Annotated in this window: 27 protein-coding genes; 10 read left to right on the top strand and 17 right to left on the bottom strand. The window is 59.4% G+C overall.

Annotation, left to right across the window (positions count from 1 at the left end; genetic code table 11):
• Positions 1 to 35 precede the first annotated feature (35 nt).
• Positions 36 to 488 carry a YhcH/YjgK/YiaL family protein gene (locus ACQUTP_RS19850; RefSeq protein WP_017900567.1) on the bottom strand — a complete coding sequence of 151 codons (453 nt, stop codon included), beginning with the start codon at positions 486 to 488 and terminating at the stop codon, positions 36 to 38.
• 194 nt (positions 489 to 682) lie between these two features.
• Here ACQUTP_RS19850 and ACQUTP_RS19845 point away from each other — a divergent pair, with 194 nt between their 5' ends.
• The 5 genes from ACQUTP_RS19845 (at position 683) to ridA (ending at position 2,774) form a co-directional block, all read left to right on the top strand.
• On the top strand, positions 683 to 787 hold the full coding sequence (locus ACQUTP_RS19845) for a pyrBI operon leader peptide (RefSeq protein WP_002886930.1): 105 nt from the start codon (positions 683 to 685) through the stop codon (positions 785 to 787).
• A complete protein-coding gene (locus tag ACQUTP_RS19840; RefSeq protein ID WP_227650304.1) occupies positions 762 to 821 on the top strand; it encodes a pyrBI operon leader peptide in 60 nt (19 codons plus the stop codon). Before ACQUTP_RS19845 ends, ACQUTP_RS19840 begins: the two co-directional genes overlap by 26 nt.
• A gap of 2 nt (positions 822 to 823) precedes the next feature.
• Positions 824 to 1,759: an aspartate carbamoyltransferase gene (gene pyrB, locus ACQUTP_RS19835; RefSeq protein WP_004206522.1), complete on the top strand. Its 936-nt coding sequence runs from the start codon at positions 824 to 826 to the stop codon at positions 1,757 to 1,759.
• A gap of 14 nt (positions 1,760 to 1,773) precedes the next feature.
• Positions 1,774 to 2,235 carry an aspartate carbamoyltransferase regulatory subunit gene (gene pyrI / locus ACQUTP_RS19830; RefSeq protein ID WP_002886927.1) on the top strand — a complete coding sequence of 154 codons (462 nt, stop codon included), beginning with the start codon at positions 1,774 to 1,776 and terminating at the stop codon, positions 2,233 to 2,235.
• 152 nt (positions 2,236 to 2,387) lie between these two features.
• Positions 2,388 to 2,774 carry a 2-iminobutanoate/2-iminopropanoate deaminase gene (gene ridA / locus ACQUTP_RS19825; RefSeq protein ID WP_002886926.1) on the top strand — a complete coding sequence of 129 codons (387 nt, stop codon included), beginning with the start codon at positions 2,388 to 2,390 and terminating at the stop codon, positions 2,772 to 2,774.
• Between the two features lie 73 nt (positions 2,775 to 2,847).
• Here ridA and mgtA read toward each other — a convergent pair whose 3' ends face one another.
• Both mgtA and mgtL read right to left on the bottom strand, forming a co-directional pair.
• Complete coding sequence (mgtA, locus tag ACQUTP_RS19820; RefSeq protein ID WP_080847919.1) at positions 2,848 to 5,556, bottom strand: magnesium-translocating P-type ATPase; 2,709 nt, start codon at positions 5,554 to 5,556, stop codon at positions 2,848 to 2,850.
• Positions 5,557 to 5,701: 145 nt separating this feature from the next.
• Positions 5,702 to 5,755 carry a mgtA regulatory leader peptide MgtL gene (gene mgtL / locus ACQUTP_RS19815; RefSeq protein WP_219340445.1) on the bottom strand — a complete coding sequence of 18 codons (54 nt, stop codon included), beginning with the start codon at positions 5,753 to 5,755 and terminating at the stop codon, positions 5,702 to 5,704.
• A 178-nt stretch (positions 5,756 to 5,933) separates the two neighbouring features.
• On the opposite strand from mgtL, the gene treR reads away from it, so the two are divergent.
• The 5 genes from treR to nrdG all read left to right on the top strand — a co-directional run bounded on the left by treR (position 5,934) and on the right by nrdG (position 13,437).
• The gene (treR, locus tag ACQUTP_RS19810) at positions 5,934 to 6,881 is read left to right on the top strand and encodes a trehalose operon repressor TreR (RefSeq protein ID WP_048294069.1); all 948 of its coding nucleotides are present in this window, start codon (positions 5,934 to 5,936) and stop codon (positions 6,879 to 6,881) included.
• 131 nt (positions 6,882 to 7,012) lie between these two features.
• Complete coding sequence (gene treB / locus ACQUTP_RS19805; protein WP_004206516.1) at positions 7,013 to 8,431, top strand: PTS trehalose transporter subunit IIBC; 1,419 nt, start codon at positions 7,013 to 7,015, stop codon at positions 8,429 to 8,431.
• A gap of 51 nt (positions 8,432 to 8,482) precedes the next feature.
• On the top strand, positions 8,483 to 10,138 hold the full coding sequence (gene treC, locus ACQUTP_RS19800; RefSeq protein WP_048322789.1) for an alpha,alpha-phosphotrehalase: 1,656 nt from the start codon (positions 8,483 to 8,485) through the stop codon (positions 10,136 to 10,138).
• 385 nt (positions 10,139 to 10,523) lie between these two features.
• Complete coding sequence (nrdD, locus tag ACQUTP_RS19795; RefSeq protein WP_004206513.1) at positions 10,524 to 12,662, top strand: anaerobic ribonucleoside-triphosphate reductase; 2,139 nt, start codon at positions 10,524 to 10,526, stop codon at positions 12,660 to 12,662.
• 310 nt (positions 12,663 to 12,972) lie between these two features.
• The gene (gene nrdG / locus ACQUTP_RS19790; protein WP_032456904.1) at positions 12,973 to 13,437 is read left to right on the top strand and encodes an anaerobic ribonucleoside-triphosphate reductase-activating protein; all 465 of its coding nucleotides are present in this window, start codon (positions 12,973 to 12,975) and stop codon (positions 13,435 to 13,437) included.
• Positions 13,438 to 13,440: 3 nt separating this feature from the next.
• Here nrdG and ACQUTP_RS19785 read toward each other — a convergent pair whose 3' ends face one another.
• From ACQUTP_RS19785 to pmbA, 14 genes are all read right to left on the bottom strand, one after another.
• Entirely contained in the window at positions 13,441 to 13,722 is a 282-nt protein-coding gene (locus ACQUTP_RS19785) for a type II toxin-antitoxin system RelE family toxin (protein WP_017900571.1), read from the bottom strand.
• A complete protein-coding gene (locus ACQUTP_RS19780; RefSeq protein ID WP_002886901.1) occupies positions 13,712 to 13,954 on the bottom strand; it encodes a type II toxin-antitoxin system RelB/DinJ family antitoxin in 243 nt (80 codons plus the stop codon). Before ACQUTP_RS19780 ends, ACQUTP_RS19785 begins: the two co-directional genes overlap by 11 nt.
• A gap of 77 nt (positions 13,955 to 14,031) precedes the next feature.
• Positions 14,032 to 15,942, bottom strand: coding sequence for a BglG family transcription antiterminator (locus ACQUTP_RS19775; RefSeq protein ID WP_017900572.1), 1,911 nt, complete (start codon positions 15,940 to 15,942; stop codon positions 14,032 to 14,034).
• A 22-nt stretch (positions 15,943 to 15,964) separates the two neighbouring features.
• Complete coding sequence (locus ACQUTP_RS19770; RefSeq protein WP_057212389.1) at positions 15,965 to 17,116, bottom strand: lactonase family protein; 1,152 nt, start codon at positions 17,114 to 17,116, stop codon at positions 15,965 to 15,967.
• Between the two features lie 66 nt (positions 17,117 to 17,182).
• A complete protein-coding gene (dagF, locus tag ACQUTP_RS19765; protein WP_004206507.1) occupies positions 17,183 to 17,923 on the bottom strand; it encodes a 2-dehydro-3-deoxy-phosphogluconate aldolase in 741 nt (246 codons plus the stop codon).
• On the bottom strand, positions 17,920 to 19,038 hold the full coding sequence (locus tag ACQUTP_RS19760; protein ID WP_080847918.1) for a DgaE family pyridoxal phosphate-dependent ammonia lyase: 1,119 nt from the start codon (positions 19,036 to 19,038) through the stop codon (positions 17,920 to 17,922). Before ACQUTP_RS19760 ends, dagF begins: the two co-directional genes overlap by 4 nt.
• Positions 19,022 to 20,155 carry an amidohydrolase/deacetylase family metallohydrolase gene (locus tag ACQUTP_RS19755; RefSeq protein ID WP_080847916.1) on the bottom strand — a complete coding sequence of 378 codons (1,134 nt, stop codon included), beginning with the start codon at positions 20,153 to 20,155 and terminating at the stop codon, positions 19,022 to 19,024. Before ACQUTP_RS19755 ends, ACQUTP_RS19760 begins: the two co-directional genes overlap by 17 nt.
• Positions 20,156 to 20,267: 112 nt before the next feature.
• Entirely contained in the window at positions 20,268 to 20,912 is a 645-nt protein-coding gene (locus ACQUTP_RS19750; RefSeq protein WP_004206504.1) for a DUF4310 family protein, read from the bottom strand.
• Positions 20,913 to 20,925: 13 nt separating this feature from the next.
• Positions 20,926 to 21,702 carry a DUF4311 domain-containing protein gene (locus tag ACQUTP_RS19745; RefSeq protein WP_002886897.1) on the bottom strand — a complete coding sequence of 259 codons (777 nt, stop codon included), beginning with the start codon at positions 21,700 to 21,702 and terminating at the stop codon, positions 20,926 to 20,928.
• Positions 21,703 to 21,723: 21 nt separating this feature from the next.
• On the bottom strand, positions 21,724 to 22,023 hold the full coding sequence (locus tag ACQUTP_RS19740) for a DUF4312 family protein (protein WP_004206503.1): 300 nt from the start codon (positions 22,021 to 22,023) through the stop codon (positions 21,724 to 21,726).
• Positions 22,024 to 22,025: 2 nt separating this feature from the next.
• Positions 22,026 to 22,388, bottom strand: a complete 363-nt coding sequence (locus ACQUTP_RS19735) for an SFCGS family glycine-rich protein (protein ID WP_032454653.1) — start codon at positions 22,386 to 22,388, stop codon at positions 22,026 to 22,028.
• Positions 22,389 to 22,398: 10 nt separating this feature from the next.
• Positions 22,399 to 22,737 (bottom strand): PRD domain-containing protein, encoded by a 339-nt coding sequence (locus ACQUTP_RS19730; RefSeq protein ID WP_004206500.1) that lies wholly within the window; start codon positions 22,735 to 22,737, stop codon positions 22,399 to 22,401.
• 289 nt (positions 22,738 to 23,026) lie between these two features.
• Complete coding sequence (gene cybC, locus ACQUTP_RS19725) at positions 23,027 to 23,413, bottom strand: cytochrome b562 (RefSeq protein WP_002886893.1); 387 nt, start codon at positions 23,411 to 23,413, stop codon at positions 23,027 to 23,029.
• A 36-nt stretch (positions 23,414 to 23,449) separates the two neighbouring features.
• Positions 23,450 to 24,802 (bottom strand): metalloprotease PmbA, encoded by a 1,353-nt coding sequence (gene pmbA / locus ACQUTP_RS19720; RefSeq protein ID WP_017900576.1) that lies wholly within the window; start codon positions 24,800 to 24,802, stop codon positions 23,450 to 23,452.
• Positions 24,803 to 24,825 lie beyond the last annotated feature (23 nt).

Genomic DNA, 24,825 nt, shown 5'->3' with positions numbered 1-24,825 from the left:
CGCGTATCCGGGATACCGCCCGTCAGGGCGCTGCGTTACGCCATCAGCATCTTCACCACCGCTTTGCGCACCTTCGCCGGCGCGCCCACGGCGCACAGCGGTTTATGCACTTCCCCGGGATAAAACACCACAAAGTCCCCTTCGTTAAGGATCACCGTTTGCTCCTGCGTCCCCTCCGCCAGGAAAGCGATGTCTTTCTCCGCCAGCCAGTCGGTCTGCGGCTCTCCTGCCGGCAAGGTGCTGAAGGTCATCCCCTCGCTGCCGCGGAGCACAATCTGGATATCGAGATAGCGGGTATGATATTCCGCGCGGCGTGCGGCCTGCGGCTCGGTGGTGTCTTCGGAAATCAGATAAAACAGGTTGTCGCCGTCGATATCGTGTTTACCCAGCGGCGTCGCCTCGCTGACATGGGCGATAACGTGTTCGATAGCCTCGCGCAGCGCGGCCGGCAGCCACGGCTGCAGATGGTGGATATTGCCAATAATCATCGCTTACCTCAAATATAAAACAACATTTCATTTTTGCGTTTTATACCCCCATCGCCGCTGCCATACCAGTACAGTTTCATGGTTCTTTGCGCTGGCGCACTTTTCTGCAGGCAAACGATTACCTGATTGTGAATGAATCGCTTGATCGTCATAACGGTCTGCGTATAATGCCAGTCGTTTTGCCGGGAGGAAGCATGGCCAATTGCGTACGACATTCTGTCTTAGCGCGTCTCAATGCAGACGCTGGCCTGCCGTTTTTCTTTCCGTTGCTCATTGGATTCCCGAAGCCCCTTATTTAAGGGGCTTTTTTTTTGCCCAGGCGTCAGGAGATAAGCATGGCTAACCCGCTATATCAAAAACATATCATTTCCATAAACGATCTCAGCCGCGAAGACCTCGAACTGGTGCTGGCGACGGCGGCAAAGCTGAAAGCCAATCCACAACCCGAGCTGCTGAAGCATAAGGTTATCGCCAGCTGTTTCTTTGAAGCCTCGACCCGCACCCGCCTCTCTTTTGAAACCTCGATGCACCGCCTGGGGGCCAGCGTGGTCGGCTTTTCCGACAGCGCCAACACTTCGCTGGGCAAAAAAGGGGAAACGCTGGCGGATACCATCTCCGTCATCAGCACCTACGTTGATGCCATCGTGATGCGTCATCCGCAGGAGGGCGCGGCCCGTCTGGCGACCGAATTCTCCGGCGGCGTGCCGGTACTGAACGCCGGTGACGGCGCTAACCAGCACCCGACCCAAACCCTGCTCGACCTGTTCACCATTCAGGAGACCCAGGGCCGCCTCGAAAACCTCAACGTGGCGATGGTCGGCGATCTGAAGTATGGCCGTACCGTCCACTCCCTGACCCAGGCGCTGGCCAAGTTCAGCGGCAACCGCTTCTACTTCATCGCCCCGGACGCGCTGGCCATGCCGCAATACATCCTCGATATGCTGGATGAAAAAGGTATCGCCTGGAGCCTGCATAGCGCCATCGACGACGTAATGGCGGAAGTGGATATTCTGTACATGACCCGCGTGCAGAAAGAACGTCTGGATCCGTCGGAATATGCCAACGTCAAAGCGCAGTTCGTCCTGCGCGCCGCCGACCTTGAAGGGGCGCGCGCTAACATGAAGGTGCTGCACCCGCTGCCGCGCATTGACGAAATCACCACCGATGTCGATAAAACGCCGCACGCCTGGTACTTCCAGCAGGCCGGTAACGGCATCTTCGCCCGCCAGGCGTTACTGGCACTGGTACTGAATAGCGAGCTGGCTCTGTAAGGGGGAAATGAGAGATGACACACGACAATAAACTGCAGGTAGAAGCGATCAAACGCGGCACCGTGATCGACCACATCCCGGCGCAGGTCGGCTTTAAGCTGCTCACCCTGTTCAAACTGACCGAAACCGACCAGCGCATCACCATCGGCCTGAACCTGCCCTCCGGCGAGATGGGCCGCAAAGACTTGATTAAAATCGAGAACACCTTCCTGACCGACGAGCAGGTTAACCAGCTGTCGTTATACGCCCCGCAGGCGACGGTAAACCGCATTGATGATTACGAAGTGGTGGGCAAATCCCGCCCGAGCCTGCCGGATCGTATCGACAGCGTGCTGGTCTGCCCGAACAGCAACTGTATCAGCCACGCCGAACCGGTTTCTTCCAGTTTTGCAGTGAAAAAGCGCGCTGATGACATCGCACTCAAATGTAAATACTGCGAAAAAGAGTTTTCTCATTATGTGGTGCTGGCCAACTAAATGCGGTTGGTATTGGTGGTAGGCCTCCCTATAATGGCTACCACCCTACGCTTCGTCCTTCAGGCGGCGTCTGCGCCGGCGATACAGCGCTTATCGCCTGGCGGCAACCTGAATGATTTTGCGTAACATTACTCAGTTCATCTGGAGATAACATGAGCAAAACTATTGCGACGGAAAATGCACCAGCAGCGATTGGCCCATACGTTCAGGGCGTTGACCTCGGCAGCATGATCATCACCTCTGGCCAAATCCCGGTCGACCCGAAAACCGGCAGCGTTCCGGAAGACGTGTCCGCACAGGCGCGCCAGTCGCTGAACAACGTGAAAGCGATCGTTGAAGCCGCTGGCCTCACCGTCGGCGATATCGTCAAGACCACCGTTTTCGTCAAAGACCTCAACGATTTCGCTACCGTTAACGCCACTTACGAAGCGTTCTTCACCGAGCACAACGCCACCTTCCCGGCGCGCTCCTGCGTTGAAGTGGCGCGTCTGCCGAAAGATGTGAAGATCGAGATCGAAGCCATCGCCGTGCGTCGCTGATCGCTAACCTCGGCATGAAAAAAGGCAGCCCGCAGGCTGCCTTTTTTACGTGGGTCATCCGTAAACCTTCCCCTCATTGCCAGCCGTAGCGGCGGCTGTAGAAGCCTTTGACGGTTTGGGTCAGCACCATATAGCCCGCCAGGATCGCCACCAGCCACGGGAAGTAGCTCAGCGGCAGAGCCTGCAGCTGCAGATAGCCCGCCAGCGGCGAGAACGGCAGCGCGATCCCCACCGCCATCACCACCAGGGTCATGGCGAACAGCGGCCAGGCGGCGCGGCTCTGGACGAAGGGAATGCGCCGGGTGCGGATCATGTGCACAATCAGCGTTTGCGACAGCAGCCCCTCGATAAACCAGCCGGACTGGAACAGGGTCTGCATCTCCACGGTATTGGCGTGGAACACCCACCACATCAGGCCGAAGGTGAGGATATCGAAAATCGAGCTGATCGGGCCGAAGAAGACCATAAAGCGCCCGAGATCGGCCGGGTTCCAGCGCTGCGGTTTGCGGATCTGTTCATCATCGACGTTATCGAACGGGATCGCCACCTGGGAGACATCGTACAGCAGGTTTTGAATCAACAGGTGCAGCGGCAGCATCGGCAGAAACGGCAGGAAGGCGCTGGCCACCAGCACGCTGAAGACGTTGCCGAAGTTGGAGCTGGCGGTCATTTTGATGTACTTAAGCATGTTGGCGAAGGTGCGGCGGCCTTCGATCACCCCCTCCTCCAGCACCATCAGGCTCTTCTCCAGCAGAATGATATCCGCCGCCTCGCGGGCAATATCCACCGCGCCGTCGACCGAGATGCCGATGTCCGCCGCGCGCAGCGCCGGGGCGTCGTTGATGCCGTCGCCCATAAAGCCCACCACGTGGCCTTCGCGTTTCAGCAGCGTCACGATACGCTCCTTATGCAGCGGCGCCAGGCGGGCGAAGAGCGTGGTGCGTTTCGCCAGCGCCGCCAGCTCGTCGTCGCTCATCGCTTCAATCTGGCTGCCAATCACCACTTCGCCAGCATCCAGCCCCACTTCATGGCACACCTTGGCCGCCACCAGCTCGCTGTCGCCGGTGAGGATCTTCACCGTGATGCCGCTGGCTTTTAATGCTTTCAGCGCCGGAGCGGTGGTCTCTTTCGGCGGATCGAGGAAGGCGATGTAGCCTTCCAGGATCAGGTCCGACTCATCGGCGCGCTGGTAGTCGCCTTCGCGGGCCGGCAGATATTTGGTCGCCACCGCCACCACCCGCAGCCCCTGCCGGTTGAGGGTGTCGGTCACCCGGCGAATGCGGCGCAGCATGGTGTCGTCCAGCGGCACGATATCGCCGTTGTAGCGCACCTGGGTTGAGACGTTGAGGATCTCCTGCAGCGCCCCTTTGCAGATCAGCTGATGCGCGTCGTCCTGCTCTTTCACCACCACCGACATGCGGCGGCGTTCGAAGTCGAAGGGGATCTCATCTACCTTCTGCCAGCGCGCCGCCAGCCCGCGGGCGGCCTCCAGCTCAACGCCCTCCAGCACCGCGGTGTCGAGCAGGTTTTTCAGGCCGGTCTGGTAGTGGCTGTTGAGCCAGGCGGCATGCAGTACCCGCTCGCTGACCTTGCCGGAGACGTCGGTATGGTTCTCCAGCACGATTTTATCCTGGGTCAGGGTGCCGGTTTTATCGGTGCAGAGGATGTCCATCGCGCCAAAATTCTGAATGGCGTCGAGGTGCTTCACGATAACCTTTTGCTTCGACAGCTTCACCGCCCCGCGCGCCAGCGTCGAGGTGACGATCATCGGCAGCATCTCCGGCGTCAGGCCAACCGCCACCGACAGCGCGAACAGCGCCGCCTCCCACCAGTCGCCTTTGGTGTAGCCATTGATCAGCAGCACCACCGGGGCCATCACCAGCATAAAGCGGATCAGCAGCATGCTGACCCGGCTGATGCCTTTCTGAAAGGCGTTCGGCTCGCTCTCCTGTTCACTGACGCGGCCGGCCAGCTGCCCAAACCAGGTGTGGCCGCCGGTGGCGAAGACGATGGCCTGCGCCGAGCCGCTCACCACGTTGGTGCCCATAAAGCACAGGGTGTCGCACTCCAGCGGGTTCTGCTGCAGCGGATCGCGGCTGCGGGCCACTTTCTCCACCGGCAGCGATTCGCCGGTCAGCGAGGCCTGGGCGACAAACAGATCCCGCGCCTGCAGGATACGCAGGTCGGCCGGGATCATGTCTCCCGCCGACAGCCTGATGATGTCGCCCGGCACCAGCTGGTCGATAGGCAATTCCAGCCAGCGGCTCTCCCCCTGCTCGTTGACCACCCGCAGCACGGTGGCGGTATTGCTCACCATCGCCTTCAGCGCATCCGCCGCTTTGGTCGAGCGCGCCTCCTGGATGAAGTTGAGCAGCGTCGAGATCCCCACCATCAGGGCGATAACCCCGGCGGCGAACAGATCCTCGGTGGAATAGGAGACGATGCCGAGCACCGTCAACAGCAGATTGAACGGGTTGCGGTAGCAGGTCCACAGATGCCCCCACCACGGCGAGGGCTTCTGCGCCGGGATCTGGTTGTCACCGTGTTTGAGGATTTTCGCCGCCACTTCGCCTTCATTGAGCCCTTCAGGGTGGCTGTCAAAGGCGCGCCAGATCTCCTGGTCGTCCATCGCCGCCACGTCCAGGCACTGTTTGCCCAGCGACTCAGGAATGGGGCCGCTCGCCAGATGGCGGGCGTCCGGCAGCGGATCGCGCTGGACTAAACGGCGTGGCAGATGGCGGCTAAGCTGTGCGAACAGCTGCCGGGTATAATTTTTCAGCATAAACAGTCCCTCCGCGCTCGCGTAAGCGAACGCAGCGTTGCCGACGGACGTAGCAAAACCTACCTGTCAGGCATGTTATTTTTATGGCAGGGACATCAAGGACGTCACTGCTTTACGCTTTCCGGTAAAGCAGTGTTAAACAGGCTTACCGGAAAGAAAGGTTGCTCCATCGAGGATGAGGAGTGGGATCGGGGTCCATAACTATCTCCGGTAAGTGAATATAAACGGCGCGGATTATAGCGCCCTCGTTAAGGATTGTGTGGCAATAATGGTGATGATAAACCCGCGCAACTAAACCGAACGTAAACCAGACTTTGCTCATTGCGGTTTGGTTGAGTAGCATTATGCTCACTTCTACCCCCTGACGAGAATTCCGCATGCAGAACCGGCTGACCATCAAAGATATCGCGCGCTTAAGCGGCGTAGGGAAATCAACGGTATCCCGCGTCCTCAACAACGAGAGCGGGGTCAGCGAACGGACCCGCGAGCGCGTCGAAGCGGTGATGCAGCAGCACGGTTTCTCGCCCTCCCGCTCCGCCCGCGCCATGCGCGGCCAGAGCGATAAAGTGGTGGCGATTATCGTCACCCGTCTCGATTCGCTGTCGGAAAACCTCGCCGTGCAGACCATGCTGCCCGCCTTTTATGAGCAGGGTTACGACCCGATTATGATGGAGAGTCAGTTCTCCCCGGGGCTGGTGGAGGAGCATCTCGGCATGCTCGCCCGGCGTAATATTGACGGCGTGGTACTGTTCGGTTTTACCGGCATCGACGAGGCGATGCTCGCCCCCTGGCGCGACACCCTGGTGCTGATGGCCCGCGACGCCCCCGGCTTCGCCTCGGTGTGCTATGACGACGAGGGGGCCATCACGCTGCTGATGCAGCGGCTCTACGATCGCGGACATCGCCATATCAGCTTCCTTGGCGTACCGCACAGCGACGTCACCACCGGCGAACGCCGCCATCTCGCCTACCTCGCCTTCTGTAAAAAGCATCGTCTGACGCCCACCGACGCCCTGCCGGGGCTGGGCATGAAGCAGGGGTATGACACCGTCGCCAGCGTGTTGACGGCCGAGACCAGCGCCCTGGTCTGCGCCACCGATACCCTCGCCCTCGGCGCCAGCAAGTACCTCCAGCAGCAGGGTCGCGATGCGCTGCAGCTCGCCAGCGTCGGCAGCACGCCGCTGATGAAGTTTCTCCACCCGGAAATCTTGACCGTCGATCCGGGCTATGCCGAGTCCGGACGCCGGGCCGCCCGGCAGTTGATCGAGCAGATCGCCGGCAGCGTTGATCCCCGCCAGATCGTAATTCCCGCCGCCCTGAATTAATCTCGTTCGGGCGATTTATGTGATCGTCGCCGGATTTCGGGAACGTTCCCATTTGGCAAATCAAGCGGAACGGTTAGGATGCCCTCAAGGTAAAAACGGCATCTCTCCCCCTCTGTTTTTGAGGCTTCATCATGAGCAAAGTAAACCAGCAGGACATCGATAAACTGATCGAACTGGTGGGCGGGCGCGGCAATATCGCCACCGTCAGCCACTGTATTACCCGTTTGCGCTTTGTGCTGAACGACCCGGCCATCGCCAGACCAAAAGAGATTGAGCAGCTGCGCATGGTGAAGGGATGCTTCACTAACGCCGGCCAGTTCCAGGTGGTCATCGGCACCGAGGTGGGCGATTACTACAAAGCCCTGCTGGCGACCACTGGCCAGACTTCCGCCGATAAAGAGCAGGTCAAACAGGCCGCGCGGCAAAATATGAAGTGGCATGAACAGCTGATCTCGCACTTCGCCGAGATCTTCTTCCCACTGCTGCCGGCGCTGATCAGCGGCGGTCTGATCCTCGGTTTCCGCAACGTCATCGGCGACTTACCTATGAGCAACGGCCAGACGCTGGCCCAGATGCACCCGTCGCTGAAAACCATCTATGACTTCCTGTGGCTGATTGGCGAGGCGATCTTCTTCTATCTGCCGGTGGGGATCTGCTGGTCGGCGGTGAAGAAGATGGGCGGTACGCCGATCCTCGGGATCGTTCTTGGCGTTACCCTGGTGTCCCCGCAGTTGATGAATGCCTATCTCCTCGGCCAGCAGGTGCCGGAGGTGTGGAACTTCGGCCTGTTTACCATTGCTAAAGTCGGCTACCAGGCGCAGGTGATCCCGGCCCTGCTGGCAGGCCTGGCCTTAGGCTTTATCGAGACGCGCCTCAAGCGCATTGTGCCGGACTACCTCTACCTGGTCATTGTCCCGGTCTGCTCGCTGATCCTGGCGGTATTCCTCGCGCACGCCATTATCGGTCCGTTCGGCCGCCTGATCGGCGACGGCGTGGCCTTCGCGGTGCGCCATCTGTTAACCGGCAGCTTCGCGCCGATCGGCGCCGCGCTGTTTGGCTTCCTCTACGCGCCGCTGGTGATAACCGGCGTCCACCAGACCACCCTCGCCATCGATATGCAGATGATCCAGAGCATGGGCGGCACCCCGGTGTGGCCGCTGATTGCGCTGTCCAACATTGCCCAGGCATCGGCGGTGGTCGGCATCATCATCGCCAGCCGCAAGCAGAATGAACGTGAAATCTCGGTGCCGGCGGCGATCTCCGCCTATCTCGGGGTCACCGAGCCGGCAATGTACGGTATCAACCTGAAGTACCGCTTCCCGATGCTGTGCGCGATGATCGGCTCCGGCCTCGCCGGCCTGCTGTGCGGCCTGAACGGCGTGCTGGCGAACGGCATCGGCGTCGGCGGCCTGCCGGGGATCCTCTCCATCCAGCCTACCTACTGGCAGGTGTACGCCATGGCGATGGCCATCGCGGTGGTGGTGCCGATTATCCTCACCACCGTGGTGTATCAGCGCAAGTACCGTCAGGGCACCTTGCAGATTGTCTAACTTCTTCTTTCGGGGCGCCTTTGGCGCCCCTCGTTGCAGCAGGAAAGTACTATGAATCAACTCCCCCACTGGTGGCAAAACGGCGTTATTTATCAAATCTATCCGAAGAGTTTTCAGGATACCACCGGCAGCGGTACCGGCGACCTGCGCGGCGTCACCTCCCGCCTCGACTATCTGCAAAAGCTTGGGGTAGACGCCATCTGGCTGACGCCGTTCTACGTCTCTCCGCAGGTGGATAACGGCTACGACGTGGCGAACTACACCGCCATCGATCCCTCCTACGGCACGATGGCCGACTTTGACGCCCTGGTGGCGGAGGCGAAGGCCCGCGGGATCCGCATCGTGCTGGATATGGTGCTGAACCATACCTCGACCGAACACGAATGGTTCCGTCAGTCGCTGAATAAGGAAAGCCCCTACCGTCAGTTCTATATCTGGCGCGATGGCGAACCGGACGCCCTGCCGAACAACTGGCGCTCCAAGTTTGGCGGCAACGCCTGGCAGTGGCACGCCGACAGCGGGCAGTATTATCTGCACCTGTTCGCCATTGAGCAGGCGGATCTCAACTGGGAGAATCCGGCGGTGCGCGCCGAGCTGAAAAAGGTCTGCGAATTCTGGGCAGACCGCGGCGTCGACGGTCTGCGCCTCGACGTGGTCAACCTGATCTCAAAAGACCAGACCTTTCCCTGCGATCTGGACGGGGATGGCCGCCGCTTCTATACCGACGGCCCGCGGGTACATGAGTTCCTGCAGGAGATGAGCCGCGATGTCTTCACCCCGCGTAACCTGATGACCGTCGGCGAGATGTCTTCCACCTCGCTGGAACACTGCCAGCAGTACGCCGCGCTGGACGGCCGCGAGCTGTCGATGACCTTTAACTTCCACCATTTAAAAGTCGATTATCCCGGCGGAGAGAAATGGACCCTCGCCCGCCCGGACTATGTGGCGCTGAAGGCGCTGTTCCGCCACTGGCAGCAGGGAATGCACAATCGGGCGTGGAACGCGCTGTTCTGGTGTAACCACGATCAGCCGCGCATCGTGTCGCGCTTTGGCGACGAAGGCGCGTACCGGGTGCCGGCGGCGAAGATGCTGGCGATGGTGCTGCACGGCATGCAGGGCACGCCCTATATTTATCAGGGCGAAGAGATCGGTATGACCAATCCGCACTTCAACAGCATCAGCGATTATCGCGACGTCGAGAGCCACAATATGTTTATCGAACGTGCGGCGCAGGGGCAAAGCCCGGACGAACTGCTGGCAATCCTTGCCAGCAAGTCGCGCGACAACAGCCGCACGCCGATGCCGTGGCACGCCGGCGAGAACGGTGGCTTCAGCGATGGCGAACCGTGGATCGGCCTTGGCGATAACTACCGGGAGATCAACGTCGAGGCGGCGCTGGCGGACCCCGATTCGGTGTTTTATGCCTATCAGCAGCTGATTACGCTGCGTAAAACCCTGCCGCTGCTGACCTGGGGTGATTATCAGGATCTCCTGCCTGACCATCCGTCACTGTGGTGCTATCGCCGTCAGTGGCAGGGACAAACGCTGGTGGTCGCCGCCAACCTGAGCCGCGACCTGCAGACCTGGCAGCCAGAGGAGGCCCCAGGCGACTGGAAGATGATCATCAGCAACTATGCCGAGACCACGCCCCGCCCGACCGGGCTAACGCTGCGGCCGTTCGAAGCGGTATGGTGGCTGCAGGCGTAAGGTATCCCCTGCCCTCCCGAGATGAGGATGTCATGCCTGGCGCCGGTGGCGAACGCCAGGCATTTTTGCTTATTTTCCAGCCAGATAAATTTACATTTATCGCCAGCGCCCATCATCCGTACTCTCACCTTTTTACCTTGTTCTGGGTCAATAAAATCGCAAACATCTTTGATGCAAATCACTACATATAGAACTTAAAATGCGTCCCGGCCCTACATGTTGTATTAATCGTCTATTATGTCACCATATCTTATCGATGTCTGGCGGTGATGAGATGTGGATAAAACGGGCCGGATCTGAAGGCAAACAGCACGAGCCGTAGCGCGCAGCGCCTTCGGGATAACCTCCGCCTCTGTGGATAACCTGTTCTATATATGGAGTGATCATGACACCGCATGTGATGAAACGTGATGGCTGTAAAGTGCCGTTCAAGTCAGAGCGCATTCAGGAAGCAATTCTGCGTGCAGCTAAAGCAGCGGGAGTCGATGACGCAGACTATTGCGCCACCGTCGCAGAAGTCGTTAGCCAACAAATGCAGGGCCGCGCCCAGGTCGACATCAATGAGATCCAGACCGCGGTGGAAAACCAGCTGATGTCCGGCCCCTATAAGCAGCTGGCGCGCGCCTATATTGAGTATCGCCATGACCGCGATAGCCAGCGTGAGAAGCGCGGCCGCCTCAATCAGGAGATCCGCGGCCTCGTCGAGCAGACCAACTCCGCGCTGCTCAACGAAAACGCCAACAAGGACAGTAAAGTCATCCCGACCCAGCGCGACCTGCTGGCCGGTATCGTCGCCAAGCACTACGCCCGGCAGCACCTGCTGCCTCACGATGTGGTGATGGCCCACGAACGCGGCATGATCCACTATCATGACCTCGATTACTCGCCCTTCTTCCCCATGTTTAACTGCATGCTGATCGACCTGAAAGGCATGCTGACTCAGGGCTTTAAGATGGGCAACGCGGAGATCGAGCCGCCGAAGTCTATCTCTACCGCCACCGCGGTAACAGCGCAGATCATCGCCCAGGTCGCCAGCCATATTTACGGCGGCACCACCATTAACCGCATCGATGAAGTGCTGGCGCCGTTCGTCAGCGAAAGCTTTAACAAGCATCGCAAAATCGCCGAAGAGTGGCAGATCCCGGATGCCGAAGGCTATGCCCGCGCCCGTACCGAAAAAGAGTGCTACGACGCCTTCCAGTCGCTGGAGTATGAGGTTAACACGCTGCATACCGCCAACGGCCAGACGCCGTTCGTCACCTTCGGGTTCGGCCTCGGCACCAGCTGGGAATCGCGGCTGATCCAGCAGTCGATTCTGCGTAACCGCATTGCCGGCCTCGGTAAAAACCGTAAGACCGCGGTGTTCCCGAAACTGGTGTTCGCGATCCGTGACGGCCTGAACCATAAGTTCGGCGATCCGAACTACGACATCAAACAGCTGGCGCTGGAGTGCGCCAGCAAGCGCATGTACCCGGATATCCTCAACTACGACCAGGTGGTGAAGGTTACCGGGTCGTTTAAAACGCCGATGGGCTGCCGCAGCTTCCTCGGGGTGTGGGAAAACGAGAACGGCGAGCAGGTGCACGATGGGCGCAATAACCTCGGCGTTATCAGCCTCAACCTGCCGCGCATCGCCCTGGAAGCGAAAGGCGACGAAGCCGCCTTCTGGGCGCTGCTGGACGAGCGCCTGCAGCTGGCGCGCAAAGCGCTGATGACCCGTATTGCCCGCCTGGAAGGGGTAAAAGCGCGCGTGGCGCCGATCCTCTATATGGAAGGGGCCTGCGGCGTGCGACTGAAAGCCGACGACGACGTCTCCGAGATTTTCAAAAACGGCCGGGCGTCGATTTCGCTGGGCTATATCGGTATCCATGAAACCATCAATGCACTGTACGGCAATCAGCACATGTACGACAGCGAGGCGCTGCGCGAGAAGGGTGTGGCCATCGTCCAGCGCCTGCGCGACGCCGTCGATTTGTGGAAGGAAGAGACCGGCTACGGCTTTAGCTTGTACAGCACGCCGAGCGAAAACCTGTGCGATCGCTTCTGCCGTCTCGATACCGCCGAGTTTGGCGTGGTGGAAGGGGTGACCGACAAAGGTTACTACACCAACAGCTTCCACCTCGACGTGGAGAAGAAGGTCAACCCGTACGACAAGATCGATTTTGAAGCGCCGTATCCGCCGCTGGCCAACGGGGGCTTCATTTGCTACGGCGAATACCCGAACATCCAGCACAACCTGAAGGCGCTGGAGGACGTGTGGGATTACAGCTATCAGCATGTGCCGTATTACGGAACCAATACGCCGATCGATGAGTGCTACGAGTGTGGTTTCACCGGCGAGTTCGAGTGCACCAGCAAGGGTTTTACCTGCCCGAAATGCGGTAACCACGACGCCTCCCGCGTTTCCGTTACCCGCCGGGTGTGCGGCTACCTCGGTAGCCCGGACGCGCGTCCGTTCAACGCCGGCAAGCAGGAAGAAGTGAAGCGCCGCGTGAAGCACCTGGGCAATGGGCAGATCGGTTAAAGAACAATGCGCTTTTCCCGGATAGCGGCGCGCAGCGCCTTATCCGGGCTACCACTGCCTGGTGAGTCGTAGCCCGGCCGAGCGCAGCGACGCCGGGAAATGGCCGCACTCCTCCGTTTTCGCAAAGCAAATAACGTCAGAGCAAGGCGGCAAACGAAGGGATCCCAGACAGCCAGGTGGGTTTCCTCAAATCAGTTGGCGTTGTAGCAAGGCGGCAAACGAGTAAGTCCCGGGGAGCTTACTGGAGTAAGTGACCCGGGCGAGCGAGCGCAGCCAACGCCGCTGCAGCGGCAAATGAGAAGAGGAAACAATGAATTACCATCAGTACTACCCGGTAGATATTGTCAACGGCCCCGGCACCCGCTGCACCCTGTTTGTCTCCGGCTGCGTCCATGAGTGCCCGGGCTGCTACAACAAAAGCACCTGGAGGGTGAATTCCGGCATGCCCTTCACGACCGAGATGGCCGACCGCATCATCGCCGACCTCAACGACACCCGCATCAAGCGCCAGGGGATTTCGCTCTCCGGCGGCGATCCGCTGCATCCGCAAAACATCGCGGAGATCTTAAAGCTGGTTCAGCGCGTGCGCGCCGAATGCCCCGGTAAAGATATCTGGGTCTGGACCGGCTATAAGCTGGAAGAGCTGAATGAGGCGCAGATGCAGGTGGTGAACCTGATCAACGTGCTGGTCGACGGTAAGTTTGTGCAGGATTTAAAAGACCCGGCGCTGATCTGGCGCGGCAGCAGCAACCAGGTCGTGCATCATTTGCGATAGCGTTTAGAGCCGTTTATTCGCCTGATGATAAACGGCCGCTTTCTCTCTTTTGCCAATGGCAATAACGTAAACCACCACCACCCTATCTCGTACTTGATACACCAGCCGATAACCTGACGCCTTAAGCTTGATTTTGTAGCAATCCGGCAAATCGCTCAGCCTGGCCGACTCAATTCGCGGATTCTGCACAATCTGCTGGAGCTTATTTTTGAACTGTTTTTTGACCGTCTCGCCAAGCTGCCATTCGCGCCAGGCTCGTGGATCAAACTCCAGTTCATAGGTCATCCAGACTCACCTTAACCCCCGGCCGTGGGTTTTCCAGCCGCTCGCGAACGGTGCGTAACAACGCCGCTTCGCCATCGCTGATGGTCATACTTTTCACCGGCATGCGGCCATTTTCCGCAATGTATTGAAACAGCAGGCGTACCGCCTCCGTTGGCGTCATATCGAGTTTCTCCAGCACGGCATAAGCCTCTTTTTTGAGTTTATCATCCAGCCGAACGTTGAGCGTGGCCATTATGCCTCCAGAAAGGGATATTTTGTAATGCATTATAGCATTACATTTGAATTACACTCGAATCTGGAAAACGCCTCTCAAAACCGGCTGACGCATTCCATCGCCACCGTTTTAAACTCATCGAAGCTGCGGGTCGTGGCGAGGCGGCTCATGGCGCGCTCGCGCAGGAAAGTCACGAAAATATCGTAGATCGCCATCGCCTCTTCATACTCGCGCTTGCTGATAGCGAGCAGGAAGATGATATGGGCGGTTTCGTCCCCCCAGGCGATGCCCTGCGGAGCGATAACGGTATAGACCACCGTCTTTTTCGCCAGCAAACCCAGGGAGTGCGGTAGCGCAATACCGTCGCCGAGCATGGTGCTGACGATCGCTTCACGCTCCACCACCGAAGCATGAAACTCCGCATCGACGAAGCCTTCCTCCAGCAGCTGCTGGCACAGTTCGGCGAATAGCGTTTGCTGATCCATCGGCGTGTCGATCACCCGGAAATGGGCGGCATCGAAGTACTTATTCAGCATCCACGGACGGGTGCGGTCCACCAGCACCAGCTTGCCGATCTGATCCAGTTGATAGTCAGTGGGGAACGGCGCGATGGTCACTACCGGCTTGTCTTTTTCGCTGATCCGCACCGTGGAGATAACAAAATCCTCCTCGATCGCGTCCCGCTGTTCGTACTCGCGCTGGGAAATAGTGGCGGCGATCTCCAGCTGCGGATATTTGCGCTGCAGGATCGCCTCAATCATCCGCACCATCGCATTGCTGGTATCGCACACCAGCAGCACCTGCGGCTGACGCTGGTAGCCGATGTTGTAGTGGCGCTCCAGCCCGACGCCGATATGCAGCACCAGAAAACCGATTTCGTTTTCGCTAATGGTATAAGGCGTGTATTTGCCCCAGCTGGAGACCGCGGCGAGGGTCATATCCCAGGCCATCGGGTAGTGCTGTTTGATGTTATCCAGCAGCGGATTGGGGATCATGATCTGGTAGCGTACGCGGGTGATCATGGTCTTTATGTGGGTCAACAGATCGGCGTGCAGCTGGGCATCGTCCAGCAGATTGTAGTTATACTGGCTGTTGATGTAGCGCAGGATGTAGTTGACCAGCGCTTCGTCATCGTCGGCGCTGATGGTTTCCGGGTCCACGTCCTGTACCTGACGGGCGGCGATATGCACGCACAGCCACTCTTCTTCCGCGGGCGATAAAGGTTTACCGGCCAGCCGCTGCAGTTCGCCCGCCAGATCGCGCGCGGCATCACGGACGTTCTGCGCCACATCTTCAGCACTGAAATCCGCCAGCGGGTAGCCTTCGCTGACGCGGCGCACCACCACCGCCCCGTACAGGCAGATAAAGCGCTCGCCGACGTCGGTGAGGCGAATATGGTGCCGGGTTAGCGTCTCCTGCAGCACGGGCTCCAGCAGCGCTGGCACCTCCGCGGCAAAGGCCTCGGCGCCGATCGGCGGCGCGATACCGCCCTGCTGGGCCAGCTCCCACAGCAGGTCGGTGAGGCAGGCGCGAACCGATACCTCGCTGCCAAACAGCTTCATACCGTGGCGCGGGCGGGTTTCAAGGGTGAGCTGATAGCGCTGGAAGCGCTCGCGCACCTCGACCATATCGTTCTGCAGCGTGGCGCGGCTGACGAACCACTCATCCGCCAGGTCTTCCAGCTTGATGGAGAACGCCGACGTCAGAAAACGCACCAGCAGAAACGTGATGCGATCCTGGGCGGTACGCGGGACATGCTGCGCCTTCGGCGACGCCTCCTCCAGCGTCTGAAAGCTCGCCGGGTTATCAATTTTCAGCTGATAACCGCTGCCGCGGTTGAGGATAAACTGCGCGCCATACTGCGCCAGTAGCGCATTCAGGGCGGTAATATCGGCGCGCACGGTACGGGTGGAAACCGACAGGCGTTGCGCCAGCTCATCCTGCGGCAGCGTTTCATTCCGCAGCAGGGTGAAGAGTTGCGCTAAGCGTTGGTTGGGAAATCGCATGTCAGTTCCTTGTGGTTACGGCTCAGGGTTGGGCGGATATCACCATCTGCGATGGGCTGCCGACCGGCGTGTAGTCTGAGACAAAGGTCAATTTGCCATCCTTCGGCGCCACGCTGAAGCGGGTAATATTATCGCTACGCTGGTTCATGACGTACAGCCACTGCCCCTGAGTATCCAGGGTCAGCGTGCGGGGGTAATCTCCGCGCGTCCAGATATCCTCCTGGTGGCTCAGGCGGCCATCGGCCTGCACCGTAAAGTGGGCGATGCTGTTATGCAGACGGTTGGCGACGTACAGCTGTTTGCCGTCGTTGCTCAGCGCCAGACCGGCGGCAAAGCTGGTGCCCTTATACTCTTTCGGCAGCGCGGAGACGGTTTTGCCTTCGCGCAGCAGGCCGCTTTGCTGATCCAGATGATAGAAGGTCAGCGTCGACGCTTCTTCGTTAATCAGCCACAGGCCGTCGCCCTTTGGCGTAAAGACGAAGTGGCGCGGGCCGGCGCCCGGCGACGAAGCGGCGATAAACGGCGGATCGTTCGGCGTCAGCTTGCCGCTGGCGCTATCCAGCCGGTACTGATAGATCCGATCCAGCCCCAGATCGGTAGAGTAAACGTATTTGCCGCTGGGATCGGCGGCGATCATATGGGCGTGCGGGCCATTGTGATCGCTGATGGCGAAGCTGCCCTCGACGGCCGCCGCCGGGCGTTCGGCCCCTGCCGGGCCTTCATCCTGATGCCTGTCCACCGCCTCACCCAGGCTACCATCTTCTTTGACCGGTAGCACGGCGATGCTGCCGCTGACGTAGTTGGCCACCAGCAGCTGTTTACCGTTTGGCGTCAGGGAGAGATAAACCGGCCCGGCGCCGCCGGAGGCGACCTGATTGAGTGCGGTCAGCTCACCGTTCCTCTCAATGCGCCACGCCTGCACCACGCCTTTCTCCACCTCGCTGGCGGCATACAGCGTTTTGCCATCGCGCGAGACGGTCAGCTGCGCGACATTCGCCAGCGAGCTCACCAGCGCCTTGTCCCGCAGCGCGCCGGTTTGGCCATCAACGGTAAAGCGGTACAGACCTTCGCCATTGGGATTATAGGTGCCAATCCAGGCGTAGTGGGTTTGCGCGGCGGCGCCGGCGGCAAGCAAAGACAGTGAAGCAACAAGCAGGTGACGAGCGGTTGGCATGGTAACTCCTTGATGGTTCGGTGGGATCAGTTGCCCCTCACCCTTTGAGGGAGAGGGGCAAGGGCACTACTTCACTAACTGTTTGGTCATCTCCAGCAGCTGGCGCACATCGGCCGGGCGGGTGTTGCCGCTGGCCTTATCGATAATCGAGCTGTAGATATGCGGGATGATTTTGCTCACCCCGGCATCAAGGGCGATTTTCAGGATCTCGCTGTAGTTTTCCAGATCGATACCGCCGGTCGGCTCCAGCCAGAAATCGTGCGCGGCGCAGGCTTTGGCCACTGCTTCGAACTCGTCGCGGTGCTTCAGGCCGCCCATGGGGAAGTATTTGATGGAGCTGCCGCCCATATCTTTTAACAGCGCGATGGCGGTTTCCAGCGGCACAATCCCATCCGCCGCGCCGCTGCTCAGCGGGCCGGTGGAGATCTTCACCATCCCCGGGGTGCCGGTGGGCGAAACCAGGCCGTTGACCACCGTCTCGTTCTGCCCGAGCAGCGCGCGGCTGGTGGCCACGCCGGTGAAGACCTGGTTGACGTGCTGCGGCTGCACCTGGCGAGAAATCTCGCTCACCATCGCCGACTGATTCGGATCCCCCGCGCCCAGCCCGACGGAGAGGGCGTTATCAATCAGCTTCGCGTAGTCGCGCATATCGGCCACCGCGCTGGCGACGTCCGGGTAATTTTTGGAGAGCACGCCGACCAGGACATGACCTTCCGCCGCGTCGTAGATTTCCCGAGCGTTGTCTTTGCTGCCCGCCAGGACGTTCAGGCACACGCGGTCACGGTAAAAGTTTGGGGTCAGTTTCATGCTTGTTTCTCCTTGTGTAGAACTTCCGCGATGCGACGGGCGACCACCGCCAGCTGCTGTGCGTTAACGCTGCGGACATCGGCTTCGATAATGCCTTCATTCGCTTTATAGCCTCGGAAGTAGATGGCGTATTCGCCTTGCTTCAGCGCGTTAACCAGATCGCCGGTCTTCACGCCGGTCACCGCTTCGTCGAATTTGATTTCGGCGCGGGCGATATCGCGGCCGGCGCTGTCCCATACCACGCGGGCAGTGACGCCGTTGAGGGTATTGAGCTGTTCGATAAACGGCGTCATCTTCGCCACCATCTCTTCACCGCTCTCTTTGCTTGCCGTCAGGTAGTGTTCAATGGCGCAGGTCAGGCCGAGGATCCCCTCTTTACCCACTTTCATCGCCCGGCCAATCCCCATCGACTGGCGTTTAACCCACTCGACGTACTGCGTTTTGCCGATCACCAGCCCGCTGGTCGGCCCTTCAATCGCTTTCGCGCCGCTGTAGATCACCAGGTCGGCGCCCATGCGGTAGTAGCCCTGCAGATCTTCCTCCGCCGCCGCGTCGACGATCAGCGGTAAATGATGCTGACGCGCCACTTCCGCGGCCTGCGCCACGTTGAGCATGCTTTTCTGCACGCAGTGGTGGGATTTGATGTAGAGGATCGCCGCGGTGCGCGGGGTGATCGCCGCCGCCAGCTGTTCGGCAGAGCATTCGTTGGCGTAGCCCGCTTCCACCAGCCTGCCGCCGCCCAGCGCCACCATGGTGCCGACCGGCGCGCCGAAGTTGACGTTGTGGCCCTTCGGCAGGACGATTTCGTTATTCTCTATCGGCGTAACGTGCAGGTTCTCCAGCAGCCAGTCGCTGTCTTTCACCAGCACCGCCGCCACCGACTGGGCAATCCCTGCCGACGCGCAGGAGACCACGGTCGCCCCTTCCACGTCCAGCAGCCTGGCGATGTACTCGCCGGTCTTATTCACCAGGTCTTTCATTTCAAAGTACTGGTTCATACCGGCCATCGCGGCTTCCACCACTTCCGGGCGCGGCGTGGAGACGCCCAGCGCCGTCATCCGGCCGGAAGTGTTAATAACTTGTTTTAAATGATATTTTTCAAAAATCGAAGGCATGTTCCGCGCTCCCTTGTTCGGTCAGATAGCCTTTGCCCGCGCGGATCGCGGCCAGCGGCACCAGAATGTTGTCTGCCTGGAGGCTCTCTTTTTCGGCATCCACCAGCAGCGTTGGCTGGCGCTCCAGGCGAAATAGCGTTAGATCGGCGTCGAAACCCACTTCCAGACGCCCTTTACGCGACAGGCGCAGCCCCTCGGCGGCGCTGACGGTCACGCAGTCAATCACCTGCGGCAGGGTCATGCCGATAGCGAGGAATTTCGACATCACCAGCGCCAGCGAACGTACCGGGCCGTCGATGCGGTTGCGGCAGTAAATATCCGAGCTGATGGTGTGCGGCAGAATGCCCAGCGCAATCGCCCGGCGCGCCACTTCAAAGCTGAAGCTGGCGGTACCGTGGCCGACGTCGAGGCGCACGCCGCGCTGCAGGGCGCGAGTAATCGAACTGCGCAGTTCGCCGGCAGGATTCAGAATGCGGTTCGGCTTGCCGTTATAGCAGTGGGTAATGATGTCGCCACGACTCAACAGCTCGGCAATTTCATCGAGGTTCGGCGGATTATTGCCGATGTGTACCATCAGCGGCAGATCGCCGTTTTCCTGCTGCATAGTCTTGGCGCGCGCCAGCGGCGTAATGCCGTTTTCCCCCACCACGCTGCTGCTCATCCGCGCCTTCAGGCCGACGATAAAGTCGGGATGGCGCTGCACCGCCTGCTTCACCGCCTCGGCGTCGATATTGGCCAAATTGGCCAGTTCGTTCTGGGCAATCAGCCCGACGCGGGAGATATTGAGCAGGGCATAGACTTCCGTCACCGCTTTGCGGGTTAACTGGTAGAAGTCGTCCACATCGTCGGCGCCGGTGCTGCCAGCATCAATCACGGTGGTGACGCCGGTGGCGATGCCAACGCTGTCCGGCTCATCGTGATATATCGGCGAATTTGGGTAGCAGTGAACGTGGGAGTCAATCCAGCCGGCGCTGACGTAGCTGTTGCCCTGCAGATCGATGGTTTTACGGGAGGGCGCGCTAATCTCGCCCAGCGCCGCGATTTTCCCGTCCTGAATGGCGATATCAGTCAGGGTATCGTCGACGAGGCGCGCGCGGCGCAGGAGTAAATCAAACATAGCTATCTCCTGATGAAAGAGTGAATCTGTTGCCGGATGGCGGCGTACCGCCTTATCCGGCCTACACATCGCGCTGACCTGTAGGCCCGATAAGCGCAGCGCCATCGAGCGATTAGCTAATCGCCACCGGGAAGATCGAGCCAAGGATCATCGCGCCGAGGATGGCGCCACCGGTGATCGGTTTCTGCCAGATGTAGAACAGCAGTGCGCCAACCAGCGAGCCGATCCCGATAGGAATCGAGGCGGTCATTGCGCTGAGGATAATCAACGGCCCCAGGAAGCGGCCGGAGGCGTTACCTGCGCCCATCATCACGTCGGCGCCGTAGGTGGAGTCGCTCTGGTTGATGGTGAACTTACGCGCCAGAATGATGATGTAGCCCACCGCCAGGCCGAGGATCAGGCCGGTTGCCAGCGAGGCGGCGAAGTTCGCCACCGGGAAGACAAAGCCCGCGCCGAGCAGCAGCGCCGGGACGCCAAGACCGATCCCGGTCTGAATAGCGCCGCCGATATCGAGGATCCCCACCAGCGACCCTTCGATGATGCGGGCGAACAGGAAGCTGGCGCCAAACGCCGCCACCGCGCCGTAAACGCCGGTATCAATCCCCGACTTCAGCATCGCCACGAAGGCGACTTCGTTAAAGGCGCCGATGCCGTACAGGTAGTACATGTGGGTCCCGGCGAAGACGCCGGAGGAGAGCAGGCCAACGAAGATCGGGAACGACCAGTCGGCATACCAAAAACCTTTATTCTGTTCCATTATCAGGCTCCCGTTATTTGCCGCTGAGTGAGTTGTGGATCATGTCCAGCCAGTTCGGCACGGTCAGATGGAAGGATTCGATCATCTTCATGTCGAAGCCGCGGAAGAAGCCGCTGAGGACGAACAGGGCGACAATGGCCACCATCATCACTTTGGTGACCCGGTTCCAGCCGCTCTCTTCAACGCCTTTGCCGATCAGAATACCCAGCACCAGCCCCGGTACGGCGTTGCCCATAATCAGCTGCGCTGCGCCGCCGAAGATGGTCGCCCAGAAGCCTGATTTTTTACCGGCGTCGATCGCCGCCAGCCAGAAGATCACCGGCATCACGGTGTTCACCAGCAGGTTTGCCGCCGGTACCAGTACCTTAACCGCGGTCACCTGCAGCGCTTCCGGTACGGACGAGGCGGTAAGGTTGAGGAAGGCGACGACAATCATGCCGATGATGCCGCAGGAGATGGCCATTTTTTTCGGATCGTGCAGCGTTTCGCCGACGTTACGATTTTTCAGCATCAGCGCCGCCGCGCCCCAGTTGGGGATAATGCGGTGGTCAACATCCTGGGTGAAGGAGCCTGCTGCAACGGAAGAGGCCCAGGCGTTAAAGAAGAAACCGAGGCCAAAGGAGAAGTGGGAAGCCGGATCGCCCTCACAGGAGTTCAGCTCGCCCAGGGTTCGAAACGCCCCCATCCCCTGGGTGGTAGGGGCATGAAACATGCGTGCCGCTCCGGCGCCCACGCCGACGCCGACCAGGCCGCCGATGATAAGCGATTTTATTAAAATTATCAGGAACATAGTCAGACCCTTTGCTAACAATCAGGTTTGCGTGACGAAATCCACTTTATCGAGATCGATGGCGGTCACGTTGACGGTGACGTCCAGCTCCACGCTGTAGGTCCGTCGTTCACGGCGCAAAAAGAAAAACAGGAAGGCCTCTTTTCGTACCGCTTCGCGCGCATGAACAACCGTCACGTCCTGTGGCTCAATACGCAGCAGAATGTGCGATGAGGTTTTCATCACCGCAGCCTGCACATGGTTCAGGGCATCGGCGAAGGCCCGTGATTTGCTTTCGCCTTTGCCGGCAACCCTCACCGTGGTGGTGAATTGCTCTTTCATACTTATGCGCCGTATTTCTTTTTCCAGGCCTCTACCAGCCGCTCGCCCAGCTCTTCTTTATCCATAAAGCCGAAGCCCAGCACGTTGCAGCCTTCGTTGATGGCGGTGACGCCCTCTTCCACGGAACGCATGCCGTATTTCGCTTTGTAGCCGTGTTTGGTCTGGGCGGTGATGGCGCCGGCGCCGCCGCTGCCGCAGAAGGAGATGCCGAAGGTGGCGTTTTCCGCTTTCATCATGTCGCCAAGCTTCATGTCGGCAGCAACGCCAGGGACGACCACTGCACGTGCGCCGGCTTTCTCTGCGCCTGCGGCGACTTTTTGGCCTTTACCCAGACGGTCGCCAATAACTACGGTGATTTGTTCCATGTTTTGCTCCTTACAGGTTTTCTTTTGCGACTTCGAAATGGACGGAGAGCAGCCAGGCCTCTTCATCAGGCAGGTTGCCGAACTGCGCGACCACTTCGCGGGCCAACGTCATTGAATCTGGTGAAATCTCTTCGAACAGGCTGGCATCCACTTCCGGCAGCGGTTCCCCGCTGATTGACCGGTGGGCCATCGCCCGCACGTGGGAGGTCAGCATTTGCTCCTGAACGTCGTTAGGGACGATGCCGTGACGGCTTAACAGGGCAAAAACCTGCTGCAGCATCTTGTCAGCCAGGCGTTCGGTCTGCGCTGCCTGCTCCCCTACGTCGTGTATTACCGCTCCGTTATTCACTTCTGATACCCCGCTGATGTCTCTGGGAATCAAAGTAGCGCCGGGGGGTGGGAGTTTGTAGCGAGTTGTTTTCCACTTCGAAGTGGAAAGGGAGACGGCAGGCGTGATCGACACCACATATTCACTGGAAAAATGAAAAAACAGCAATTATGGCGTGAGACGTATCACAACAATGCGCGCGAATGAGCCGCCCGCGGCTGCGGAAAGGCCGGAAAAAGAAAAGGGAAAAATGTGATACAGGTAGGTTTTCAGGCGGGAGACATCGGCTGATGCCTCCCGAAAAGAACAGTTAGCGGTACTTCTTATGGTAGGTGTTGCGGGTGGTTTTAAACTCCTCCGCGGCGGCCTGCGCCTCTTTCACCTTGCCTTCATTCGCCAGCTTCAGCGCGCCGTCGATCTGGCCGATCAGAATATCCAGACCGTGACGGTAATCTTTCATCTCAGCGCTGTCGGCCGCTTTGCCTTCCAGCTTCGGCGGGGTCTCTTTCTGGGCATCAACCGCGGCGGTACGCATCTTATTCAGCGCCGCTTTCAGCTCGCCGGCGTCAGAGGTTTTCTGTACCACTTGCAGGTTTTCTGCCAGAGTGTCCATGTCTTCGCCCAAGTCGGCGAAGGCCGACGCTGAACCGAGCGCAAAAGCAGAGACAGCCAGCATCGCTAACAGTTTTTTACGCATTGCTCACTTCCTTTTTATTATTTAAGCAAACAGGTGTTATTGTCCGGCGATTTTCATCTCCGGCAGCAGCACAGAACCACACTGAATGTTGCTGCGCGTTTCGATATCATCGCCAATGGTCACGATATTACGCCACATTTCTTTCAGATTTCCTGCAATGGTGATCTCACTGACAGGATATTGAATTTCGCCATTTTCTACCCAGAAGCCGGATGCGCCGCGTGAGTAGTCGCCGGTGACGCCACTGACACCCTGCCCCATCAGTTCGGTAACCACAAGACCGGTGCCCATCTCTTTAAGCATCTTTGCAAAACTCAGCCCGCGGCCGTTGATGCGCCAGTTATGGATGCCCCCGGCGTGGCCGGTACTTTTCATCCCCAGCTTGCGGGCGGAGTAGTTGGTCAACAGCCACTGGGTCAGCACGCCGTCTTTGACGATATCGCGACGCTCGGTGCGCACGCCTTCGCTGTCGAACGGCGTGGAGGCCAGCCCTTTCAGCAGGTGCGGATGCTCTTCAATGGTCAGCCACTCCGGCAAAATTTGTTTGCCCAGCGAATCGAGCAGGAAGGTGGATTTGCGGTATACCGAACCACCGGCAATCGCTCCGACCAGGTGGCCAAACAGCCCGGTCGCCACTTCGTTGGCGAAAATCACCGGCGCCTTCATGGTCGACAGCTTACGCGGCGCCAGGCGCGACAGGGTGCGGCGGGCGCACTCTTCCCCGACCCATTCCGGGGATTGCAGATCCTCGATTGCCCGGCCAATGGTGTAGGCGTAGTCGCGTTCCATATCGCCGTCATCTTCCGCAATGACGCAGCTGGAGAGCGAATGGCGAGTCGAGCAGTAGCTTTGCAGCATGCCATGGCTGTTGCCGAACACTTTGATGCCATAGTGGCTGTTAAAGCTGCCGCCTTCGGTGTTGGTGATGCGTTTATCGGCCTTCAGCGCCGCTTGCTCCGCGCGGGCGGCCAGTTCAATGGCGTCGTCCGGGGAGACCTCCGCCGGGTGGAACAGGTCCAGATCCGGAGCGTCAAAGGCCAGCAGCTCTTTATCGGCCACACCGGCAAACGGGTCCGGGGAGGTATAGCGTGCGATATCCAACGCCGCCTGCACGGTACGGGCGATGGCGTCCGGGCTGAGATCGGTGGAAGAGGCGCTGCCCTTGCGGTTCTGGTGGTAAACCGTGATGCCTAACGCCCCATCGCTATTGAATTCTACATTCTCCACTTCGCCATAGCGGGTGCTGACGCCGATGCCTGTCGTTTTGCTGACGGAGACTTCTGCGCCATCGGATTTACCTGCCGCCAGTTCCAGCGCCGTGGTCACGGCCTCTTCCAGCGTCTTACGTTGCTGGGCAACTTGAGAGATCACTTTCATTGCTAATGCCATAATGTAAGAAGGAGTTAACTGAA

Source organism: Klebsiella sp. 2-CIP_Kleb. (genome assembly GCF_050378715.1).
Lineage (GTDB): Bacteria > Pseudomonadota > Gammaproteobacteria > Enterobacterales > Enterobacteriaceae > Klebsiella > Klebsiella quasipneumoniae.
This window is presented reverse-complemented; position numbering and strand designations above follow the sequence as displayed.

Coding starts and splice junctions, on each gene's coding strand:
- ACQUTP_RS19850 (WP_017900567.1), bottom strand. CDS start 488: ATGATTATTGGCAATATCCACCATCTGCAGCCGTGGCTGCCGGCCGCG.
- ACQUTP_RS19845 (WP_002886930.1), top strand. CDS start 683: ATGGCCAATTGCGTACGACATTCTGTCTTAGCGCGTCTCAATGCAGAC.
- pyrB (WP_004206522.1), top strand. CDS start 824: ATGGCTAACCCGCTATATCAAAAACATATCATTTCCATAAACGATCTC.
- pyrI (WP_002886927.1), top strand. CDS start 1,774: ATGACACACGACAATAAACTGCAGGTAGAAGCGATCAAACGCGGCACC.
- ridA (WP_002886926.1), top strand. CDS start 2,388: ATGAGCAAAACTATTGCGACGGAAAATGCACCAGCAGCGATTGGCCCA.
- mgtA (WP_080847919.1), bottom strand. CDS start 5,556: ATGCTGAAAAATTATACCCGGCAGCTGTTCGCACAGCTTAGCCGCCAT.
- treR (WP_048294069.1), top strand. CDS start 5,934: ATGCAGAACCGGCTGACCATCAAAGATATCGCGCGCTTAAGCGGCGTA.
- treB (WP_004206516.1), top strand. CDS start 7,013: ATGAGCAAAGTAAACCAGCAGGACATCGATAAACTGATCGAACTGGTG.
- treC (WP_048322789.1), top strand. CDS start 8,483: ATGAATCAACTCCCCCACTGGTGGCAAAACGGCGTTATTTATCAAATC.
- nrdD (WP_004206513.1), top strand. CDS start 10,524: ATGACACCGCATGTGATGAAACGTGATGGCTGTAAAGTGCCGTTCAAG.
- nrdG (WP_032456904.1), top strand. CDS start 12,973: ATGAATTACCATCAGTACTACCCGGTAGATATTGTCAACGGCCCCGGC.
- ACQUTP_RS19785 (WP_017900571.1), bottom strand. CDS start 13,722: ATGACCTATGAACTGGAGTTTGATCCACGAGCCTGGCGCGAATGGCAG.
- ACQUTP_RS19780 (WP_002886901.1), bottom strand. CDS start 13,954: ATGGCCACGCTCAACGTTCGGCTGGATGATAAACTCAAAAAAGAGGCT.
- ACQUTP_RS19775 (WP_017900572.1), bottom strand. CDS start 15,942: ATGCGATTTCCCAACCAACGCTTAGCGCAACTCTTCACCCTGCTGCGG.
- ACQUTP_RS19770 (WP_057212389.1), bottom strand. CDS start 17,116: ATGCCAACCGCTCGTCACCTGCTTGTTGCTTCACTGTCTTTGCTTGCC.
- dagF (WP_004206507.1), bottom strand. CDS start 17,923: ATGAAACTGACCCCAAACTTTTACCGTGACCGCGTGTGCCTGAACGTC.
- ACQUTP_RS19760 (WP_080847918.1), bottom strand. CDS start 19,038: ATGCCTTCGATTTTTGAAAAATATCATTTAAAACAAGTTATTAACACT.
- ACQUTP_RS19755 (WP_080847916.1), bottom strand. CDS start 20,155: ATGTTTGATTTACTCCTGCGCCGCGCGCGCCTCGTCGACGATACCCTG.
- ACQUTP_RS19750 (WP_004206504.1), bottom strand. CDS start 20,912: ATGGAACAGAATAAAGGTTTTTGGTATGCCGACTGGTCGTTCCCGATC.
- ACQUTP_RS19745 (WP_002886897.1), bottom strand. CDS start 21,702: ATGTTCCTGATAATTTTAATAAAATCGCTTATCATCGGCGGCCTGGTC.
- ACQUTP_RS19740 (WP_004206503.1), bottom strand. CDS start 22,023: ATGAAAGAGCAATTCACCACCACGGTGAGGGTTGCCGGCAAAGGCGAA.
- ACQUTP_RS19735 (WP_032454653.1), bottom strand. CDS start 22,388: ATGGAACAAATCACCGTAGTTATTGGCGACCGTCTGGGTAAAGGCCAA.
- cybC (WP_002886893.1), bottom strand. CDS start 23,413: ATGCGTAAAAAACTGTTAGCGATGCTGGCTGTCTCTGCTTTTGCGCTC.
- pmbA (WP_017900576.1), bottom strand. CDS start 24,802: ATGGCATTAGCAATGAAAGTGATCTCTCAAGTTGCCCAGCAACGTAAG.